Source organism: Teichococcus aerofrigidensis (assembly GCF_054073225.1).
In genome coordinates, this window is sequence record NZ_JBSXMU010000043.1 from 1 (window position 1) to 19,383 (window position 19,383).

At 72.0% G+C, this 19,383-nt stretch carries 17 protein-coding genes, 1 tRNA gene and 1 pseudogene; 6 read left to right on the forward strand and 13 right to left on the reverse strand.

From position 1 onward, the window contains the following. Positions 1-105 precede the first annotated feature (105 nt). From selB to ACVMLK_RS11030, 3 genes and pseudogenes are all read left to right on the forward strand, one after another. Positions 106-1,983, forward strand: a pseudogene (gene selB / locus ACVMLK_RS11020) (selenocysteine-specific translation elongation factor); the annotation flags it as partial. A gap of 57 nt (positions 1,984-2,040) precedes the next feature. Then, positions 2,041-2,136, forward strand: a tRNA-Sec gene (locus ACVMLK_RS11025). 23 nt (positions 2,137-2,159) lie between these two features. Next, the gene (locus tag ACVMLK_RS11030; protein ID WP_457486425.1) at positions 2,160-2,540 is read left to right on the forward strand and encodes a hypothetical protein; all 381 of its coding nucleotides are present in this window, start codon (positions 2,160-2,162) and stop codon (positions 2,538-2,540) included. A gap of 7 nt (positions 2,541-2,547) precedes the next feature. Here ACVMLK_RS11030 and ACVMLK_RS11035 read toward each other — a convergent pair whose 3' ends face one another. From ACVMLK_RS11035 to ACVMLK_RS11070, 8 genes are all read right to left on the reverse strand, one after another. Next, positions 2,548-4,548, reverse strand: coding sequence for a DUF2075 domain-containing protein (locus ACVMLK_RS11035; RefSeq protein WP_457486426.1), 2,001 nt, complete (start codon positions 4,546-4,548; stop codon positions 2,548-2,550). Beyond that, positions 4,545-5,426: a DMT family transporter gene (locus tag ACVMLK_RS11040; protein WP_422921975.1), complete on the reverse strand. Its 882-nt coding sequence runs from the start codon at positions 5,424-5,426 to the stop codon at positions 4,545-4,547. Before ACVMLK_RS11040 ends, ACVMLK_RS11035 begins: the two co-directional genes overlap by 4 nt. Positions 5,427-5,511: 85 nt before the next feature. After that, the gene (locus tag ACVMLK_RS11045) at positions 5,512-6,507 is read right to left on the reverse strand and encodes a tripartite tricarboxylate transporter substrate binding protein (RefSeq protein ID WP_457486427.1); all 996 of its coding nucleotides are present in this window, start codon (positions 6,505-6,507) and stop codon (positions 5,512-5,514) included. A 122-nt stretch (positions 6,508-6,629) separates the two neighbouring features. Beyond that, positions 6,630-8,141, reverse strand: a complete 1,512-nt coding sequence (locus ACVMLK_RS11050) for a tripartite tricarboxylate transporter permease (protein ID WP_198368050.1) — start codon at positions 8,139-8,141, stop codon at positions 6,630-6,632. 4 nt (positions 8,142-8,145) lie between these two features. Continuing rightward, on the reverse strand, positions 8,146-8,631 hold the full coding sequence (locus ACVMLK_RS11055) for a tripartite tricarboxylate transporter TctB family protein (protein ID WP_422921973.1): 486 nt from the start codon (positions 8,629-8,631) through the stop codon (positions 8,146-8,148). Positions 8,632-8,759: 128 nt separating this feature from the next. Beyond that, on the reverse strand, positions 8,760-9,650 hold the full coding sequence (locus ACVMLK_RS11060) for an NAD(P)-dependent oxidoreductase (RefSeq protein WP_457486428.1): 891 nt from the start codon (positions 9,648-9,650) through the stop codon (positions 8,760-8,762). Further along, the gene (locus ACVMLK_RS11065; RefSeq protein WP_457486429.1) at positions 9,647-10,573 is read right to left on the reverse strand and encodes an amidohydrolase family protein; all 927 of its coding nucleotides are present in this window, start codon (positions 10,571-10,573) and stop codon (positions 9,647-9,649) included. The genes ACVMLK_RS11060 and ACVMLK_RS11065 overlap by 4 nt, the downstream gene beginning before the upstream one ends. Positions 10,574-10,582: 9 nt before the next feature. Then, positions 10,583-11,566, reverse strand: a complete 984-nt coding sequence (locus tag ACVMLK_RS11070) for a tripartite tricarboxylate transporter substrate binding protein (protein ID WP_457486430.1) — start codon at positions 11,564-11,566, stop codon at positions 10,583-10,585. Positions 11,567-11,828: 262 nt separating this feature from the next. On the opposite strand from ACVMLK_RS11070, the gene ACVMLK_RS11075 reads away from it, so the two are divergent. The 3 genes from ACVMLK_RS11075 to ACVMLK_RS11085 all read left to right on the forward strand — a co-directional run bounded on the left by ACVMLK_RS11075 (position 11,829) and on the right by ACVMLK_RS11085 (position 14,313). Beyond that, positions 11,829-12,701 carry an HpcH/HpaI aldolase/citrate lyase family protein gene (locus ACVMLK_RS11075; RefSeq protein ID WP_457486431.1) on the forward strand — a complete coding sequence of 291 codons (873 nt, stop codon included), beginning with the start codon at positions 11,829-11,831 and terminating at the stop codon, positions 12,699-12,701. A 128-nt stretch (positions 12,702-12,829) separates the two neighbouring features. Continuing rightward, positions 12,830-13,876, forward strand: coding sequence for a selenide, water dikinase SelD (gene selD, locus ACVMLK_RS11080; protein ID WP_198368044.1), 1,047 nt, complete (start codon positions 12,830-12,832; stop codon positions 13,874-13,876). An 83-nt stretch (positions 13,877-13,959) separates the two neighbouring features. Then, positions 13,960-14,313: a hypothetical protein gene (locus ACVMLK_RS11085; RefSeq protein ID WP_457486432.1), complete on the forward strand. Its 354-nt coding sequence runs from the start codon at positions 13,960-13,962 to the stop codon at positions 14,311-14,313. Between the two features lie 64 nt (positions 14,314-14,377). On the opposite strand, the gene ACVMLK_RS11090 is transcribed toward ACVMLK_RS11085, so the two are convergent. The 5 genes from ACVMLK_RS11090 to ACVMLK_RS11110 form a co-directional block, all read right to left on the reverse strand. Further along, positions 14,378-15,472 (reverse strand): malate/lactate/ureidoglycolate dehydrogenase, encoded by a 1,095-nt coding sequence (locus ACVMLK_RS11090; protein WP_198368042.1) that lies wholly within the window; start codon positions 15,470-15,472, stop codon positions 14,378-14,380. Positions 15,473-15,602: 130 nt separating this feature from the next. After that, a complete protein-coding gene (locus ACVMLK_RS11095) occupies positions 15,603-16,352 on the reverse strand; it encodes an SDR family oxidoreductase (protein ID WP_198368041.1) in 750 nt (249 codons plus the stop codon). Beyond that, complete coding sequence (locus tag ACVMLK_RS11100; RefSeq protein WP_198368040.1) at positions 16,349-17,449, reverse strand: ABC transporter ATP-binding protein; 1,101 nt, start codon at positions 17,447-17,449, stop codon at positions 16,349-16,351. Before ACVMLK_RS11100 ends, ACVMLK_RS11095 begins: the two co-directional genes overlap by 4 nt. Positions 17,450-17,465: 16 nt before the next feature. Then, complete coding sequence (locus ACVMLK_RS11105) at positions 17,466-18,359, reverse strand: carbohydrate ABC transporter permease (RefSeq protein WP_198368039.1); 894 nt, start codon at positions 18,357-18,359, stop codon at positions 17,466-17,468. A 1-nt stretch (position 18,360) separates the two neighbouring features. After that, positions 18,361-19,302, reverse strand: a complete 942-nt coding sequence (locus tag ACVMLK_RS11110; protein ID WP_457486433.1) for a carbohydrate ABC transporter permease — start codon at positions 19,300-19,302, stop codon at positions 18,361-18,363. Between the last annotated feature and the right edge of the window lie 81 nt (positions 19,303-19,383).

Genomic DNA, 19,383 nt, shown 5'->3' on the forward strand with positions numbered 1-19,383 from the left:
CCTCGGGCCGGTGCGCGCCGGGCTGGACGCGGCGGCCCGGGCGCGCGCCGCCGCCCTGGCCGGGACGCCGCTGCCCGCACCACCGGCGGCGGAGGCGCTGCCGCCATGATCGTCGGCACCGCCGGCCATATCGACCATGGCAAGACCGCCCTGGTGAAGGCGCTGACCGGCATCGACACCGACCGGCTGAAGGAGGAGAAGGCGCGCGGCATCACCGTCGATCTCGGCTTCGCCTATCTCGGCGCCGAGGGCGGGCCGGCCCCGCTCGGCTTCGTCGATGTGCCGGGGCATGAGCGCTTCGTCCACACCATGCTGGCCGGCGCCACCGGCATCGACTTCGCCCTGCTGGTGGTCGCCGCCGACGACGGCATCATGCCGCAGACCCGCGAGCATCTCGCCATCCTCGACCTGCTCGGCCTGCGGCGCGGCGTGGTGGCGCTCAGCAAGGCCGATCTCGCCGATGCGCCGCGCCGCGCCGCGCTCGCCGGCGAGATCGCGGCGCTGCTGGCGGGCACCGGCCTGGCCGGCGCGCCGGTGCTGCCGGTCTCGGCGCGCAGCGGGGAGGGGATCGCGGCGCTGCGCGCGGCACTGGAGCAGGCCGCCGCCGAGACCCCGCCGCCGGGCGGGACGGGCGCCTTCCGCCTGTCGGTGGACCGCAGCTTCACCCTGACCGGGGCTGGCACGGTGGTCACCGGCACGGTGCTCTCCGGCCGCGTCGCCCAGGGGGAGGCGGTGCTCGTCAGCCCCGCCGGGCTCGCCGCGCGCATCCGCTCGATCCATGCGCAGAACCGGCCGGCGCCGGAGGGGGTGGCCGGGCAGCGCTGCGCCCTCAACCTCGCGGGGGAGGGCATCACCCGGGAGGCCATCGTCCGGGGGGACATGGTGCTGGCGCCGGCGCTGCACGCGCCGACCGACCGCATCGATGCCGAATGCCGCATCCTGCCCGGCGAGCCGAAGCCGCTCGGCACCTGGTTCCCGGCCCGGCTGCACCATGCCAGCGCCGCGGGCGGCGCGCGGCTGGTGCCGCTGGGCGATGCTCTGGCGCCGGGCGGCGGCGGCCTCGCGCAGCTGGTGCTGGACCGGCCGATCGCCGCCGCCGCCGGGGACCGCTTCGTGCTGCGCGATGTCTCGGCGCAACGCACCATCGGCGGCGGCCGCTTTCTCGACCTGCGGCCGCCCGCCCGCAAGCGCCGCACGCCCGAGCGCCTGGCGCAGCTCGATGCCCTGGCCGGGCGTGACCCGGCCACGCGGCTGCGCCGCCTGCTGGAGACGCCGCCGCGCCACGTCGAGCTGGTCGCCTTCGCGCGGGACAACGCCCTGCGGCAGCAGGAGGTCGAGGCGCTGGCCGCCGATGTCGGGGCCGAGATCCTGGAGGCGGGCGGCCAGCGGCTGGCGCTCGCGCCCGAGGGCTGGCGGGATTTCCGGGACGGGCTGCTGGAGCAGCTCGCCCGCCACCACGAGGAGAACCCGGATCAGCAGGGGCTGGGGCGGGAGCGGCTGCGGCTCATGCTCAGCCCCCGCCTGCCGGCCCCGGCCTTCCGCGCCGCGCTGGAGCGCCTGGCGGAGGAGGCGGCGCTGGTGCTGGAGGGCGCCTTCCTGCGCCTGCCGGGGCACGCGGTGCGGCTCGGCGAGGCGGATGAGGCGCTCTATGCCCGCATCGCCCCCCTGCTCGGTGCCGAGGCGCGCTTCCGCCCGCCCCGCGTGCGCGATATCGCCGGTCTCCTGGAGGCACCGGAAGGCGAGGTGCGGCGGGTGCTGAAGGCCTGTGCCCGGCTCGGCCGGGTCGATCAGGTGGCGCATGACCATTTCTTCCTGCGCGCCACCACGGCGGAGATGGTGGGCCTCGCCCGGGACGTCGCCGCGCAAGCGGAGGGCGGCTGGTTCGGTGCCGCCGCCTTCCGCGACCGCATGGACAATGGCCGCAAGGTCGCCATCCAGATCCTGGATTTCCTCGACCGGCTCGGCGTGACCTTGCGCCGCGGCGATCTGCGGCGCATCAATCCTCATCGGGTGGACCTGTTCGGACCGCCCGGGACGGAGGGAAGAGAGGCGTCCCCGGTGGGGCGTCCGGACTTCAAATCCGGGTGGGGCAGCGAGACTGTCCCGGGTGGGTTCGACTCCCATTCTCTTCCGCCACCTCTCCCCGGGAAGGGCCGGGAATGACCGCCCCGATCGACACCGACTTCGACGAATGGCTGGCCGCCACGCATGGCGAGCTGGGCGACTTCACCATGCTCTTCGTGCTGATGCGGATTACCGAGACCACGGTGGAGCCGCTGCGCGGCGCCTGGCTGCATGTGGTGGGGGACGAGACCCGCTGGCCGGAGATGACCGCCCTCTTCGCCGGCGCCGGGGTGTCGTGGTCCGCCGTCGTCTTCTACCGTGCCGGGCGCGAGGGGCTGGTGCCGGACGCCGAGGCCCGCGCCCGGCTGAACGCGCTGACCCGCAAGCTGCACGAGGACCGCACGCTGATCCGCGACGGCGAGTTCTTCAATGCCGAGGGGTTGCGGCTGCGGCTGGAGGACCAGCCGGCGCATTGAGGCGGCGCTAGAGCAGCTGGGGCGCCAGGGCGTCGCCGCAGGAGGGAAGCCCCTCCAGGGGGCGGACCCCGCAGGCCTGCAGATAGGCGGCGATGGCGTTGGCCTCCTGAGGGGGGCGGGTGGCATCCTCGGCATGGCCAGGGGGGATGAGAATCACCGTGTCGTACCGCGCCCGCGTCAGCAGCACCCGGTAGGTATTGCGGATATAGCGCCGCATCTCCGGGTGGCTGACCCGGTTCCATCGCGTGCCGGAAAAGCGACGCGCCTGCCAGTGGCCGGCCTCGCGGATGAAGTCGCCACCCCAGGCCATCCCCACCATGTCCAGCTCGAGGCCCTGACAGGAGTACTCGGTGGCGCAGACCTCGAGCGCGTCCGAGGCCCGGATATCCGGCCAGCGGCGGAGGAACCAGTTGACCACCTCGTCGTCGGCGCCGTGCAACTGCACGCCGAGCCCCTCCGCGCGCAGCCGCCGGGCCTTGGACGAACAGACCAGCCCGGCCCGGCGCAGCCCGCGAACGCGCGAACGGAGGGCGGTACGCAGCGCATGGAGGTCGCGGGTCATGAAGAAGGGCAGTCTCCCCGCGGCGGCAATCTCGGCGGCGTCCTGCGGGCGGTCATTCAGCACCGCATCCACCCAGAGCGTGGCGCGATCGTGCAGGACCGATCGTATGGGGATGGCGAGGTTCAGGTCCGGATCAAGCGTGAGCCAGCCTGGCTGTTCCTCCGCCAGACGCTGGGCCGGCTCCGCCGCCTGCAGCGTGGCTGGCGCCGCCACGGCGCGCCAACTGCCGCCGCTCCGAGCTACCACCCGGCCCCATTCCGCCAGGCCGGCCTCGCCGGTGTTGATCTCCTGGCCATTGCCGATCAGGGCGACAATGACGGACCACCCTGGTACCCGATGCATGATCTCCAGCATATGCGCTGGTTCGGACGTGGTCAGGATGGAGCGCCGCCGCTGCGTGTCGCGGCCGGCCTGATCCGCATCCCAGGCGCGCTGCGCCTCGTCGAAGACCACGACGTGTTCGGACGGCGCGGTTTCCGCCTCGCGTACGTAATGCTCCAGAAAGCGATGGACATTCTGCAGCAGCGTGCGTGTCTCGCGCCCTGGCTGGCGGCGGGATCGGCCCTGTTTCGTTGCGTCCAGAAGCAGGGCGCCACGCAGCACCGCCACCAGAGGCGCGTTGCCGGTCAGGAAAGCGGCTCCCTCCGTCGCATGGGTGCCGAAGACGAGGTTGAGGCCGCAGAGTGTCTTGCCGGCCCCGGGGATGCCGGTGACGAAGATGACGCAGCGGGCACCGTCGGCGCGGGCCTGGTCAATCGCCCGACGGATCGCGGCGGTGGTGAGACCAAGGTTGATGGCATCCGTCCTGGAGGCGGCGATCTCCTCGACGCCGTGACGGGCGAAAAGGCGCTGCGCCGCCTCCACGATGGTGGGGACAGGATGATAGGGCGCCGCCATCCAGGCCAGAGCATCAAGCGGCCGGTCCGGTGCGGGGATGCTGGACTGGATCCCTGCCAGCAGCGCGGGGAGGCTCTCGGCGGAGGCGCGCAGCACGGAGGTCACGCCATGCCAGAGCAGCGGCCAGTCATTGCGCGGTGAGGGTGCCGCGCTGGCCAACAGAATGGGAACAACCGGATGCTGACGGCAGGCGGCGTGGAAGTCCCGCAGGTCGAGGGCATAATCCTCGGCCTGCGCGGCATCCTGCGGCGAGAATCCGGCGGCGTTGTTCTTGAACTCGATGACGAGAATGGCGCGATTCGTCAGCACCACCGCGTCGATACGCTTCTCCAGCCGCAGCAGGTCGCATTCCAGCAGGATGACCCAGTCATCGCTGCGCGGATCAGGAAAAGCGCTTTGCAGCACATGGATGAGCGCGCGCCAGGATTCCAGCTGCGCCGGCTGCACCTCCCTCAACTGCCGCGCCTGGGCGGCGGCGAGGCGTGCGGCCCAGTCCGTCGCCGGTTCCCGACGCAGGGCGGCGACCGTGGTGGTGACCCAGCCCCTCATGGCGTCACCCTTCTCGGCCAGGTGGCGAGGCCGATGCTGGCCAGCATCAGCAGGAAGCCCAGCGCGTGCAGCGGCTGGAAGGCCTCGCCCAGCAGGGCGACGGCCACCACCGCGGCCGTCGCCGGCAGGAAGACCGTGAAGATGCCCGCGACGCCGGCCGGCGCCCGGCGCAGCCCGGCATACCAGAGCAGCAGGCAGAGCACCGAGGCGGTCAGGCTGTGGAAGACCAGCAGACCCGCCGTCTCCGGCACCGCCAGCGCCGCCACGCTGCCCAGCACCGGCAGGCAGAAGGGCAGCAGCATCAGCGCGCTGAAGGCCTGCATCCAGAAACTGGCGGTCAGGACCGGCACCCGCCCGGCGATGCGCTTGGCCAGCAGCACATAGGCGGCCTCACCGCAGACGGCGAGAAAGACCAGGGCATTGCCGAGCAGGCTGCCGTCTCCGCCGTCCCCCTCCGCCATCCGCGTCAGGGTGATCGCCGCCATGCCGGAGGCGGCCAGGAGCGCGGCCGCCCATTGCCGGGGCGCGAGCCGCTCGCGCAGCCAGAGGGCGGAGCCCAGCGCGATCACCGCCGGCAGGGTGGCCAGCACCAGCCCGGCCTCCAGTGCCGAGGTATGGCGCAGGCCGGAGAGCAGCGCGGCGTTGTAGAGCAGGGTGCCCAGCAGGGCCTGCGCCGCCAGGTTGCGCAGCACCGGGCCGGAGGGCCGCGCGCCGCCTTCCCGGAGCCGGGCCAGCGGCCAGAGCAGGAGGCAGGCCAGCAGACAGCGCAGCCCGGCGATCATGGCGATGGGCAGGGCCGCCGCCAGCAGCTTCGCCACCGCCACATTGGCGCCGACCAGCGCCATGGCGGTGGCGAGCTGGGTATAGGCGATCAGCAAGCGGGACTCCGTGGCGGCCGGGGCGCCAGGGTCGCAGAGGCGGAGCGGGGCGCCAAGCCCGGCGCCCGCTCCGTCATCCCCGGGCTCAGCTCTTGGCCAGCCCCGCCGCGCGCATCGCCTCGCCCATGGCCTTGTCCGTCTCGGCCATGACCTTGCCGAAGCCGGCGCCATCGGCCCAGTCCATGCCGAAGCCGCGCGACTTCATGAACTCGGCGTACTGCTCCGACTTCGCCACCTTCTCCAGCGCGGCGGTCAGCTTCGCGGCGATCTCGGCCGGCAGCTTGGGTGGGCCGCCGATGCCGCGCCAGACGGCGGTCTGGTACTCGACGCCGAGGCTCTCCTTGAGGGTCGGGATGTCGGGGAAGAGCGGGTCGCGCTGCGGCGCCATGATGGCGAGGCTGCGGGCGCGGCCGGCATCGAGCATGGCCCGCGCTTCGGGAATCGAGCAGGGCACGATGTCGATGCCGCCCGCCACCAGGTCCTGCATGCCCGGCGCCGCGCCGTTCGAGGGCACCCAGCGGACATGGTCGGGCTTCAGCCCCATGGCCTGCAGCCAGCCGACCAGGGCGAGGTGCCAGATGCCGCCCTGTCCGGTGCCGGAGGCCTTGAGCTTGCCGGGGGGCGCCGCCCTGATCGCTTCGGCGAGCGCCTTGATGTCCTTGTAGGGCGCGCTGGCGCTGACCTGCACGCCGGGCGCGTCGCGGTTCACCAGGCCGAGTGGCGTGTAGTCCGCATAGGTCAGCGGCGTCAGCCCCTGCCAGTGCATCATCGTGATCTCCACGGTGATGATGCCGATGGTGTAGCCATCGGGATTGCTGGCGTTGATCGCGGCATGGCCGACCACGCCGGAGCCGCCCGTGCGGTTCACGACATTCACCGGCTGCCCCAGCTCCCTCTCCAGCAGCGAGGCGACGATGCGCGCCGTGGCGTCGGTGCCGCCGCCGGCGCCCCAGGGGCAGATCAGCTGCAGGGGCCGCACCGGATAGCGCGTTTGCGCCAGGGCCGGGCGCGCCAAAGCCGTGCCGGCGAGGGGAAGGGCGGCGGCGCCCAGCAGCACGCCGCGGCGGGAGATCGGTGTCATGGACGTGTCTTTCCTGTCGTCAGGCTTGCTCCGGCATGACTGCCGGTTCATGGCGATCATAGGCGGGAAACGCCGCGCCAGCCAGGATGAAGCCCGGCCCGCGCGGTGGTGGATCGGCCGGTTCAGCCGCCCTGCGGAGCGGGGCGCCGCGGGGCGCGGCGCCGGCGGCGGATCAGCCAGGCGGCCACCGGCCAGAGCAGGGCGGCGAGGGTGATGGTGGCCAGCACGGCCGAGATCGGCCGCTCGAAGAAGGGCAGCAGGCTGTTGTCCGACTTGATCAGCGAGGTGACGAAGCTCTGCTCCACCATGGAGCCCATGACGATGCCGAGGACCAGCGCCGCCACCGGGTAGCCGTTGCGCTCCATGATGTAGCCCAGCACGCCGAAGAAGCCGACCAGCAGGATGGCGAAGAGGTTGTTGCCGGTGGCGAAGGCGCCCATGGCGCAGAGCATCAGGATGACCGGCATGATCGAGGCGCGGGGCGCGCGCAGCACCCGCGTCGCCAGGCGGATCATCAGGATGCCGAGCGGGATCATGATGATATTGGCCAGGATGAAGATGATGTAGAGCGCGTACATGCTCGACGCCCGCTCGGTGAACAGCGTCGGGCCGGGGTTCAGTCCCTTCATGTAGAGCACGCCGATGGCGATGGCGGTGATGGTGTCGCCCGGGATGCCGAAGAGCAGCGCCGGCACCCAGCCGCTGGCGAGCGAGGCATTGTTGCTGGCGCCGGCCTCGACCAGCCCTTCCGGATGGCCGGTGCCGAATTTCTCCGGCGTTTTCGAGAAGCGCTTGGAGAGGGCGTAGCTGACCCAGGCGGCCATGTCGGCGCCCGCCCCCGGCAGCACGCCGATGATGATGCCGACGACATTGCCGCGCCACATCGGCCACTGGAACCTCCTGGTCAGGCTCCACTGCCCGGCCAGGATGCTGCCGAACTTGCGGCGCGGCAGCGGCGGCGGCTCGGCGGTGGCGAGCGCGCGCATCACCTCCGACAGCGCGAAGACGCCCACCAGCGCCGGCAGCGGCTCGATGCCGCCGAGCAGGTCGGTCATGCCGAAGGTGAAGCGCGGCGCGCCGGCCGGATTCTCCATGCCGATGCAGGAGAAGAGCAGGCCGAGCAGCATCGAGGCGATGGCCTTCACCGGCGAGGAGCGCGCGACCAGTGTCGCGCACATCAGGCCGAGGACGGCGAGCCAGAAATACTCGAAGGAGGAGAAGTTCAGCGCCACCTCGGCCAGCGCCGGCGCCATCACCATCAGCGACAGCGTGCCGACGATGCCGCCGATGGCGCTGAACCACAGTCCGATGCCGAGCGCCATCTCCGCCTGGCCCTTGCGGGTCATGGCATAGGCCTCGTCGGTATAGGCGGCCGAGGCCGGCGTGCCGGGGATGCGCAGCAGGCAGCCCGGGATGTCGCCGGAGAAGATCGCCATGGCCGAGGCGGAGATGATGGTCGCCACCGCCGCGATCGGTGAGAGATAGAAGGTGACCGGCACCAGCAGCGCCGTCGCCATGGTGGCGGAAAGGCCCGGCAGCGAGCCCACCACCAGGCCGTAGATGGCGGACAGAAGGATGGCGACCAGCACATCCATCTGTCCGACCATGATGAAGCCGTCGATCAGGTCGCTCATGGCGTCACCAGGGCAGCGCCAGCAGGCCGTCGGGCAGCGGCACGCGCAGCAGCTCGTAGAAGGCCAGATGCAGGCCCACGGGGCCGAGCAGGGCCAGCGCCACGGCGAGCCGCCAGCTTCCGCCGAGGGCGCGGGTCATCACCAGGATGCAGATCGCCGCGGTGATCAGGAAGCCGAGGGTCTCCGAGACCAGCACGTAGAAGACCAGCAGCAGCGGCGCGAGAAAGGCCCGCCATTCGGCGAAGCGCGGCGGCCGCGGCACCGTCTCGCCCGGTTCGGCCGGAATGGTGTCGTCCGGCGCCTCGAAGCTGTGGCCGACGCCGAAGGCGATCATGGCGCCGCATCCCATCAGCCCAAGGCCGATGACGGCCGGAAAGACGCTCGGCCCCACATCCTGGCCCGGCACGCCAGGTTGCAGGGACGCGCCATAGGCCGTGACGCCGCCCAGCGCGATCAGCAGGGCGCCGGTCACCTTGTCGGAAAGCTGCAATGGATCGTCCCCTTCCTTCCCACAACGGCGGGCCGGGCTTGCGCGCCAGGTTCCAGCATCCGTCGGCGGTACGGATTGTGTCGGCGCTTCAACGAGGCGGTCAAGCGCGCCGATGTCAGCGGGCGGAGTCAGCCGGGCGGGTCGGGGCGATAGAGCCGGATCACAGAGGCGGTGTCGCTCATGCCCTCGCCGCGCGCCACGTGTTCCGCGAAGCGCGCCGTCGCGGCCTCGACCAGCGGCAGCGCCACGCCGTGCTCGCGCGCGAAGGCCAGCACCGCGTCGAGGTCCTTCAGCATCTGCCGCGCGCGGCCGGCCGGCGGTTCGAAGGCGCGTTGCCGCATCTGCGGGAAGATGCGCTGCAGCATGCTTCCATCGGCATGGCCGCCGGCCAGGGCGGCGGGCGGGGGGGCGGCGCCCGGGCGGGGGCCCTCCGCCAGGGCCAGGGCCTCCGCCATCGCGACATAGCCGGCGCCCACGATGGCCTGGTTTAGCACCTTGGCCGTCTGCCCGGCGCCGCTGGGGCCCAGATGCGTCACCCGCGCGCCGAGCGCCGCCAGCACGGGCGCGGCGCGCGCGACATCCGCCTCCGCGCCGCCGGCCATGATGGTGAGCCGCCCCTCGCGCGCCGCCTGCGGCCCGCCGGAGACCGGCGCGTCCACCCAGCCCCAGCCGGCCTCGCGCGCCAGCCGCTCCGCCATCCCGCGCGTCGCCGCGGGCTCGATGGTGGAATGGTCGATCAGCACGCCGCCCGCCGGCGCCCTGGCGGTGGCGATGCCGCCCGGCCCGAAGACCACCTCGCGCACGGCATCGGTGTGCAGCACGCAAAGCAGCAGGATGTCGCTCGCCGCCGCCACGGCCGCGGGCGACTTCGCCGCCACGGCGCCTTGCGGCAGGACGGCCTCCAGCCGCTCCGGCTCGCGGTTCCAGGCGGTGACCGGGAAGCCGCTTTCCAGCAGCCGCAGCACCATGGCCTCGCCCATGATGCCGATGCCGATGAAGCCCAGGCGCGGCGCGCTCATGGCGCCGTTCCGCCGGTGCGGTAGACGGCGCGCGCGGTGTCGCGGAACAGCAGGGCCTGGGCGGCGCGCGGCAGGCAGGCCGTGATCGACTTGAAGCCGGAGAGGATGCTGTCGAGGCTGCCGCAGAGGCTGTCGACCGGGAAGTTGCTGGCGAACATCGCCCGCTCCGGGCCGAAGAGATACACTGTCTCCAGCACGATCCAGCGGTTCTCGACGGCACGCCAGGGGCGGCCCGGCAGGCCGAGGCCGGAGATCTTCACCCGCGCGTTCGGGCATTCGGCGAAGCCGGCCATCGCCTCGCGCCAGCGGCGCAGCGAATCCGCGTCGCGCGCGGCGGGCAGGCCGGCATGGTTCAGGATGATCAGCGTCTCCGGGAAGTCGCGCGCCAGGGCCACCGCCTCGGGCAGGTTCCACCAGGGTGTCTGCAGGTCGAAATGCAGCCCGTGCCGCGCCAGCCGCTCATAGCCGCGCCGCCATGCGGGGTCCGACATCAGCGTGCGCCGCGCGCCCCGCTCGGCCGGGCTGGCCGGGCCGCCGGGCTTGTGGCGCACGCTGCGCACCAGCGGGCACTCCGCCTGCCAGGCCAGCAGCGCCGCGGCATCCGGCCGGTCCAGCCAGGCCTGGGCGACGATGGCGTTGGGAAGGCCGTGGCGTTCCGCCAGCGCCGCGGCGTAGCGCGTCTCGCCCGGACCGTCCGCCGGATCCCACTCGGTCTCGACATAGACGGTCTCGACGATGTCATGCCCGGCGGCGTCGCGGCGGTAGTCCTCCGGCAGGTAGCGGCGCTTGAGGGCGCTGTAGTCGCCGTAGCGGAAGGGGATCGCGGCCTCCGGCGCCAGCCAGGGATTGCGGCCGTGCTCCGGCTCCCAGAAGTGCTGATGCGCATCGACGATCGCGCCGTCCCAGGGATTCTCCCCGCCCATGATCCGGCTTCAGCCCCTGGCCAGACCGAGCGCGCCGAGCAGGTCGGCGGCGGTGCGCGCATAGTCGCGGGCGAAGCCGTCCGCCGCCTCGGCGGATTCCCAGACCGGCACGATGCCGCGCTGGCGGAGCGCCTCCCGCACCTCGGCCCGGGCATGGGCGCGGCCCAGCGCCTCGCGCATCGGCCGATGCACGTCCTCCGGCAGGCCGCGCGGCGCCACCAGGGCGAACCAGTTCTCGAAGGTCCAGTCGAGGCCGGATTCCCGCAGGCTGGGCACGGCCGGCAGCATGGCCAGGCGCTCGCCGCCCATCACCGCGAGGCAGCGTGCCTGGCCGCCATCGATCAGCCCCTTGCCCTCGATCGGCGAGCATGTGGCCATGCCGATGCCGCCGGCCACCACGTCCTGCATGGCCGGCGCGCCGCCCTGGGATGGCACCCAGCGCACCGCGTTCACCTCCATGCCGGCGGCGCGCAGCATGCCGGCGAGCGCGATGTGCCAGGCGCCGCCGACGCCCGCGCCCGAGGCGGTGTACTGCCCGCGCCGGCCGTCGCGGATGGCGGCCAGGACATCCTGCACGCTGCGCCAGGGTCCGTCGCCCTTCACCGTGACACCGGCCGGCAGGGTGGCGACGCGGGAGAGGATGTCGAAGCTGTCGGGCGAGATCTCGGCCATGCCGAGGGTGCGGAAGTAGGAGATCTCGGAGGTGGCGAGGCCGATCGTGTAGCCGTCCGGCCGCGCCGTGAGGATGGCGGTGTGGCCGACCACGCCATTGCCGCCGGTGCGGTTGACCACATTGACCGGCGTGCGCACCTCCTGCTCCAGCCCGGCGGCGAGGACGCGCGTCACGGTGTCGGCGCCGCCGCCCGCCGCCCAGGGCACGACGATGGTCAGGGGGCGGGCGGGCCAGGACTGCGCCCGCGCGACGGTCGGCGCGGCCAGGAGGCCGGCCAGCGCCGCGGGAAGCGCCCGGCGCGGCAGGAGGGGCATCGACATGGTGCGGCTTTCTCCCTGGACGCCCGCGTCCGGCGCGGGTCTTGCCTTGCGCGAAGGGTCGTTGACGCCCCATGTCTGTGTCAATTCGAAACCGTTGCGGCGGCCGGCCCGACCTTCCCCGCCGGCCTTTGCCCTGACGCCGCGTCGTGGCAGGCTTCGCGGCCGTGAACAGGATGTCGGCGGGCACCCCGCCCGCCGCGCCGGCCCTGGGCCCCGCCGTGCTCGGAGCCCCGCGCCCGGACCGCAGAGGTGACCAGATCCGATGACCCGAACCGCTCCCCCGCCACGCTGGCGCTCCCTGCTCTTCGTGCCGGCGCATGTCGGGCGATTCGTCGCCCGCGCCCATGAGCGCGGCGCGGACGGCGTGATCCTGGATCTGGAGGATGCCGTGCCGGCGGCGGAGAAGCCGGCGGCGCGTGGCAGCCTGGCGGCCTCCATCGCCGGCATCGCCCGCAACGGCACGGCGGCCATGGTGCGGGTCAACCACAGCCTGCGCCAGATCGGCGCCGATCTGGAGGCGGCCGTGCAGCCGGGCCTCGCTGCGCTGGTCCTGCCCAAGGTGGAGGAGCCGGGCTTCGTGCGCGAGGTGGCGGAGGCCGTCACCGAGCTGGAGGCGGAGCGCGGCCTGCCGCCGGGCGGTATCCGCCTGGTGCTGCAGATCGAGACACCGGGCGCGATCTTCGGCCTGCCCGCCATCGCCGCCGCGCATCCGCGCGTGGCCGCCATGACGCTGGGGCCGGAGGACTATTCCGCCGCGATCGGCGGCGTGCCCGGGCCGGACGCGCTGTTCACGCCGAACTACGCCGTGCTCTGCGCGGCGCGCGCCGCCGGCATCCTGCCGCTCGGCTTCGTCGGCAGCATCGGCGCCTATGACGATCTCGACGCCTTCGCGGAGATGGCGCGCCAGGCCCGGCGCATGGGCTTCCGCGGCGCGCTGATCGTGCATCCCTCGCAGGTGGCGCCGCTGAACGAGGCCTTCGCGCCGACGCCGCAGGAGATCGACTGGGCGCGGCGGGTGGTGGAGGGCGACCGCGCCGCACGGGCCGAGGGCCGAGGGGCCTTCCAGCTCGATGGACGCATGGTGGACCTGCCGGTGGTGCGGCGGGCCGAGGAGATCCTGTCGCTCGCCGACTGAGGCGGGCGCGGGCGGCCCTTCGATCGCCCTGCGACGGGGAGGCGGAGGCCCGCCTCGCCCGGCCCACTTTCCAGCCGGGCCGGGATCACCCATCTTCCAGGGGAACGAGGGTGGAGGAGCGAGGCGAGATGCAGGATCAGGCACCGCGGCTGACGGAACTGGCGCATGGCGGCGGCTGCGGCTGCAAGCTGGCGCCCGCCGTGCTGCGGGAGCTGCTGGCGGAGATGCCGGCGGCCGGCACCTTCAGCCAGCTCCTGGTCGGCGCCGAGACGGCCGATGATGCCGCCGTCTGGCAGGTGGATGACCATCTCGCCGTGATGGCCACCACCGACTTCTTCATGCCGATGGTGGATGATCCCTTCGACTTCGGCCGCATCGCCGCCACCAACGCCATCTCCGACATCTATGCCATGGGGGGGCGGCCCATCATGGCGCTGGCGATCCTGGGCATGCCGGTGGGCAAGCTGAGCCCGGAGACGGTGCGGCGCATCCTCGCGGGGGGCGCCGCCATCTGCGCGGAGGCCGGCATTCCGGTGGCGGGCGGCCATTCCATCGACGCGCCGGAGCCGATCTACGGCCTGGCGGTGATCGGCCTCGGGCGGCCGGATCAGGTGCGGCGCAACACCGGCGCGAGGGCGGGGGACGCCCTGATCCTGACCAAGGGGATCGGGGTCGGCATCTATTCGGCGGCGATCAAGCGCGGCGCCCTGCCCGAGGCCGCCTATGCCGAGATGATCGCCTCCACCACCCTGCTCAACCGGGTCGGCGCCAGCCTGGCCACGGAGCCGTCGGTGCATGGCGTCACCGACGTGACCGGCTTCGGCCTGCTCGGCCACGCGCTGGAGATGGCGCGGGGCTCGGGCCTGACGCTGACGATCGCGCGCGATGCCGTGCCCCTGCTGGCCGAGGCCGCCGCCCTGGCGCGGCAGGGCTTCGTCACGGGTGCCTCGCAGCGCAACTGGCAGAGCTATGGCGCCGAGGTGGTTCTGCCGCCCGAATGCCCGGACTGGCAGCGCCTGCTGCTGACCGATCCGCAGACCTCCGGCGGCCTGCTCATCGCCTGCGCCGAGGAGGCCGCCGAGTCCGTGCTGGCCCGCATCCGCGCTGAAGGCTATCCCCTAGCCCGGCGGATCGGCACGGCCGCCGAGGGCCCGCCGCAGGTGGTGGTGGCGTGACGTCGCCGCGCCCGGCCCGGTCGAGGCGCGAAACCCCGGCCCCGGCGCCCCTGGCCCGGCCGGCCGAACAAGAGGAGGCTCCGATGCGAAGCGGATGGATGCGGCGGCTGGTGCTGGCCTTCCCGGTGGCCCTCGCCCTGGCGACTCCCGCGCTGGCCCAGGGACAGGGCGCAGGACAGGGCGCAGGGCAGGGCGCGGGACAGGATGGGGGGCAGGCGGGCGGCGCCAGCCAGGAGGTCAGCCCCGCCACGCCGCCGGCGCAGGGGCGGGGCGACGCCACGGCGCCGGGCAATTCGGGATCGACCGGCTGGAGCGGCGGCACCGGCGGCTCCTTCATCGGCACCACCCAGAGCGGCCGCACGCCGGATTCGCGCACCTGGCAGCCGCCGGTGGCGCGGGGCCTCGACCCTTTCAGTAAGCCGCCGCGCGGGTCCTAGGGCCAGCGCGGGCCGGGTAAGGCTTACCCGGCCGGACGCTCCTTCCCTCCAGGCGCGCGAACCGTCAGACGGGGGCGGGGATGCCGAGGGAGGCGGCCGTCTGCAGGATGCCGGTCCAGGTGTCCGGCTGGAGCGGCACGCCCTTGTCCAGCCGTTCGGCGCGGCTGCGAGCCTCCGGCTCACCCGGCAGCAGCACCTGCCCCCCCGGCGTGGCGGGGCGGCTTTCCGCCACCCACGCCACATACTCCTTCGCCATGCGCTGGAACTCCGCCTCGGTGCCGAAATGCGCCGGGGAGAGGTAGATGGACAGCATGCCGTTGGTGATGCGGCCGCGATGGCCGGGCGGCAGCGGGCCGGCGCAGCCGCCGGCGGTGAAGGCGCCCGCCAGCAACTCGCACATCAGCGCCAGGCCCGAGCCCTTGTGGTCGCCGAAGGCGCGGATGGCGCCCGCGCCGCCGGCGGGATTGCGCGGCCCGACCGGCGGATAGTCGCCATAGAGGGTGTGCGGATCGCCGGTGAGGCGGCCGTCCGGCTCGATCAGCGCGTCCGGCGGCAGCTCCTTGCCGCCATTGGAGGCGACCAGCACCTTGCCTTCGGCGACGCGCGAGGTGGCGAAGTCGAGCACCACGGGCCGCCCCTCGACCGGCGCGCCGATGGCGATGGGGGCGGTGGAGAAGCGCCGGTCCACGCCGCCGAAGGGCGCGACCAGGGTGGAGCCGGCGACATTGACGAGGTGCACCGACACCAGCCCCGCCCCGAGCGCCATCTCGGCATAATGGCCGATGCGGCCGACATGCCCGGCGTTGCGGAGCGCGATGACGGCGGCGCCGTGCTGCCGGGCGCGGGCGATGCCCAGCTCGGTGGCCTGCCGCGCCACCGTCTGGCCGAAGCCGTAATCGGCGTCCAGCAGGGCGAAGGCGCCGCCATCCGTGACCACCTTCACCGTGCGGCCGAAATACATGTCGCCACTGCGCAACCAGTCGATATAGCGCGGCACGCGGGCGACGCCGTGGCTGTCATGCCCGGCAAGGTTGGCGCCCAGAAGATGCTGCGCGATGTTCGCCGATTCCTCGGCCGAACCGCCGGCGGCGACGAAGATGTCCGTCACCAGCTTCTCCAGCGTCTCGGCGGCGATCAGGACGGGGGGCTGGGCATCCATGGGCAAGCGTTCCTCGGAGCGTTTCTGTTGCGCCCCAGCATGCCCCAGCTGGCCAGGATGACAAGCGGCACCGGAGGGGAAAGCGGGGCCCCGCGCCCTTCCTTCCCCCTGGGCGTTCCCCTTGGGCCACTCAGGGCATCGCCGCGACCTTCTGCGCCTCGGCCGCCTGGAACCGGTTCCAGGTCGGTGTCACCAGCATCTCGTTGATGCAGACGCGTTCGGGCAGATTGGCGACGAAGAGTACCGCCGCCGCCAGATCCTCCGGCTGCAGCATGCGCGCCCGCTCCTCGTCGGAGACGGGGACGGGGCGCTTGTCCAGGATCGGCGTCACAACCTCGCCCGGGCAGATGCAGGTGGAACGGATGTTATGGATGCCGTTCTCCGCGTTCAGCGAGGCGGAGAGCGCGACGAAGCCCGTCTTCGCCGCGATGTAGCCCGGGCCGGAGACGGCGGAGGTGCCCTTGCCGGCCATCGAGGCGATCTGCACGATCAGCCCGCCGCCGCGCGCCTTCATCGCCGGCAGCACGGCGATGCTGGTGAGGAAGGGCGCGGTGAGATTGGCGTTCACCAGCAGGGCGGCATCGGCGGCGCCGAGCTGGTGCCAGTGCCGGCGCGGCACGTTGCTGCCGGCGTTGTTCACCAGGAGGTCGGGGCCACCGAGCGCCTCGGCGACGCGCCGCGCCGCGGCATCGACCGCCGCCGCGTCGGTCAGGTCGGCGGGCAGGATCAGCGCCTCCTGCCCGGCGAGCCCGGCGGTCTCGCGCAGCGGCGCCTCGCGCCGGCCGGTGAGGGCGAGGCGGTAGCCCGCCTGGCCCAGCGCGATGGCGACGGCGCGGCCGATCCCGGAGCCGGCGCCGGTGACCCAGGCGGTGCGGCTCACAGGACGCGCCCCGTCTGCGGGTCGAGAATGTGCATGTTGCTCATGTCCACGGCCATCGGCAGCGGCTGTCCCGGTGCCGCCGGGGCATTGGGATCGACGCGGCCGCAGATCTCGGCCCCCTGCATCTTGAAGTGCACCAGGGTTTCCATGCCCATGGGTTCGGTCACTTCCGGCGTCGCCGTCATGGGCGCGACATGCGGCCGGTCGAGGTTCTTCGCCTCGGTCAGGTGCTCCGGGCGGATGCCGAAGATGATCTCGCGCCCGGCCAGGTTGCTGTAGCGCGCCGTGCGCTCGGCCGGCACCGGCAGCACGATGTCGCCCGGCAGATGGACGCGCAGCGCGCCGGACCCGTTCTCCAGACGGCCAGGGATGAAGTTCATCGCCGGGCTGCCGATGAAGCCCGCGACGAAGCGCGTGGCCGGGTTGTGGTAGAGCTCCTGCGGCGGGCCGACCTGCTCGATGATGCCGCCGTTCATGACCACCACGCGGTCGGCCAGCGTCATCGCCTCCACCTGGTCGTGCGTGACGTAGATGGTCGTGGTCTTGACCGTCTGGTGCACCTTCTTGATCTCGGTGCGCATCTGCACGCGCAGCTTGGCATCGAGGTTGGACAGCGGCTCATCGAAGAGGAACACCTTGGGATCGCGCACGATGGCGCGGCCCATGGCCACGCGCTGCCGCTGCCCGCCCGAGAGCGCCTTGGGCTTGCGCAGCAGCAGCGGCGTGATGTCGAGGATGCGCGCGGCGTTGTCGACGCGGCGCTTGATCTCCTCCTTCGGGAACTTCCGCAGCATGAGCCCGAAGGCCATGTTGTCGAACACCGTCATGTGCGGATAGAGGGCGTAGTTCTGGAACACCATGGCGATGTCCCGGTCACGCGGCGGCACGTCGTTGATGACCTTGCCGCCGATGGCGATCTCGCCGTCCGAGATCTCCTCCAGTCCGGCGATCATCCGCAGCGTGGTCGACTTGCCGCAGCCGGAAGGGCCGACGAGGACGACGAACTCGTGGTCCGCGATGTCGAGGTCGATGCCCTTCACGGCCTGCACGCCGCCCTCATAGGCCTTGACCACCTTGCGGAGTGTTACCTGCGCCATTCTTCGTTCTCTCCCCTCAGCCCTTGGTCGCGCCGGCCGTCAGGCCCGCGATGTAGTAGTCCATGAGGAAGGCATAGACGAGCAGGGGCGGCAAGGCGGCCATCAGGGCGCCCGCCATGATCTTGCCCCACTGGAAGGTGTCCGCCCGGATCAGGTCGGAGACGATGCCCACCGTCAGCACCATCTGGTCGGAGCTGACCAGGAAGGCGATCGGATAGATGAAAGCCGCCCAGGACACCGTGAAGGCGAAGATCATCGCCGCCAGGATGCCCGGCAGGGCGACGGGGATGAAGATCTTCCACAGCATCTGCAGGTGGCCGGCACCGTCGATCAGCGCCGCCTCGTCCAGCTCCTTCGGGATCGAGGCGAAGTAGCCGATCATGATCCAGGTGCAGAACGGCACCGTCAGCGTCGGGAAGATCAGCACCATGGCCCAGAGGTTGTTGTAGAGGCCAAGGCCACCGATGATCTGGAACATCGGGATGAAGAGCAGCGTCTCCGGCACCAGGTAGGTGAGGAAGACGCCCGTGGCGAGCGTCGCGCTGCCCCAGAACTTCATCCGCGCCAGGGCGAAGGCCGCCAGCGTCGAGATCACCATGCTGATCAGCACGGTGCTGACCGTGACGATGATCGAGTTCTTGAAATGGATCAGATAGTTCCCCTGGGTCAGCAGCTCCCAGTAGTTCTGCAGCGTCGGCGCGCTGACGATCCAGGGATTGCCCGACAGGTCGGCGATCTCGCCCGAGCTCTTCAGGCTGGTCATCAGCATGTGGAAGGGCGGCGTCATGAAGAAGATGACGAAGACCGCCAGCGCGACATAGGCGCCGATCATCGCCCAGCGGCGCTCACGCTTCAGGCTGCCATGCCTCGTCTCGGCGGGGGTGAAGGAGGCGGCGGTGGTACTGCTCATCTCAGGTCATTTCCTTCGTCCGCTTGTTCACGCCGCGCAGGGTGAGGATGGCGAAGACCGCCAGCAGGGGAAACATGAACAGGCTGACCGTGGCGCCGAGCGGGATGTCGCCCGACTGGATGCCGACCTGGAAGGCATAGGTCGCGAAGACATGCGTGCTGTCCTGCGGCCCGCCATTGGTCAGGATGCGGACGATGTCGAAATTGGCGAAGGTGACGATCAGGCTGAACAGCACGGTGATCGAGATGATGTTGCGCATCATCGGGAAGGTCACGAAGCGCAGCTTCTGCCATCGGGTGGCGCCATCGATCGCCGCCGCCTCGTAGAGCTGATCGGGCACGGACTTCAGCGCCGCCAGATACATGATCATGAAGAAGGGCGAACCGTACCAGACATTGACCAGGATCACCGAGAAGCGCGCCCATCCTGTGGCGCCGAGCCAGGGCACGGGATCGACGCCGATTCCCGCCAGCGCCCAGTTGAAGGCGGAGTAAGAGGGATCGAACAGCCACCACCAGGCCAGCGTCGAGATGGCGGGCGGGATGACCCAGGGCACCAGCAGCATGCCGCGCCACTTGCGCTGGCCCTTGGAGGGCAGGGCGTGCAGCACATGCGCCAGGATGAAGCCGATCAGCGCCTTGAGCAGCACGGCGGAGACGGCGAAGAGCACCGACTGGAACACGACGTTCCAGAAGGTCTCCCGCCCGAACAGGAAGGTGAAGTTCTCCCAGCCGACGAAGCGCGTCATGCGCTTGTTCAGCATGGAGAGATAGATGGCGTAGAGGAAGGGATAGACGACGAGGCCGAGGATCAGCAGGATCAGCGGCAGGGTGAGCAGGAAGGCGACGGTGGAATTGCGCCGCGACAGGCGGCGCATCGCGCTGTTGCGGGGCGGCGCGGTGCTGCCCGGCGCGATGGAGGCGGAAAGCGTGCCCTGGGACATGCCGGATTCCCTCGGTGTCAGGACGATGAGATGCGAGGCGCGCGGGAGGGCCCGCGCGCCCGCCATGGTTCAGGCGACGGC

Coding starts and splice junctions, on each gene's coding strand:
- ACVMLK_RS11030 (WP_457486425.1), top strand. CDS start 2,160: ATGACCGCCCCGATCGACACCGACTTCGACGAATGGCTGGCCGCCACG.
- ACVMLK_RS11035 (WP_457486426.1), bottom strand. CDS start 4,548: ATGAGGGGCTGGGTCACCACCACGGTCGCCGCCCTGCGTCGGGAACCG.
- ACVMLK_RS11045 (WP_457486427.1), bottom strand. CDS start 6,507: ATGACACCGATCTCCCGCCGCGGCGTGCTGCTGGGCGCCGCCGCCCTT.
- ACVMLK_RS11050 (WP_198368050.1), bottom strand. CDS start 8,141: ATGAGCGACCTGATCGACGGCTTCATCATGGTCGGACAGATGGATGTG.
- ACVMLK_RS11060 (WP_457486428.1), bottom strand. CDS start 9,650: ATGAGCGCGCCGCGCCTGGGCTTCATCGGCATCGGCATCATGGGCGAG.
- ACVMLK_RS11065 (WP_457486429.1), bottom strand. CDS start 10,573: ATGGGCGGGGAGAATCCCTGGGACGGCGCGATCGTCGATGCGCATCAG.
- ACVMLK_RS11070 (WP_457486430.1), bottom strand. CDS start 11,566: ATGTCGATGCCCCTCCTGCCGCGCCGGGCGCTTCCCGCGGCGCTGGCC.
- ACVMLK_RS11075 (WP_457486431.1), top strand. CDS start 11,829: ATGACCCGAACCGCTCCCCCGCCACGCTGGCGCTCCCTGCTCTTCGTG.
- selD (WP_198368044.1), top strand. CDS start 12,830: ATGCAGGATCAGGCACCGCGGCTGACGGAACTGGCGCATGGCGGCGGC.
- ACVMLK_RS11085 (WP_457486432.1), top strand. CDS start 13,960: ATGCGAAGCGGATGGATGCGGCGGCTGGTGCTGGCCTTCCCGGTGGCC.
- ACVMLK_RS11090 (WP_198368042.1), bottom strand. CDS start 15,472: ATGGATGCCCAGCCCCCCGTCCTGATCGCCGCCGAGACGCTGGAGAAG.
- ACVMLK_RS11100 (WP_198368040.1), bottom strand. CDS start 17,449: ATGGCGCAGGTAACACTCCGCAAGGTGGTCAAGGCCTATGAGGGCGGC.
- ACVMLK_RS11105 (WP_198368039.1), bottom strand. CDS start 18,359: ATGAGCAGTACCACCGCCGCCTCCTTCACCCCCGCCGAGACGAGGCAT.
- ACVMLK_RS11110 (WP_457486433.1), bottom strand. CDS start 19,302: ATGTCCCAGGGCACGCTTTCCGCCTCCATCGCGCCGGGCAGCACCGCG.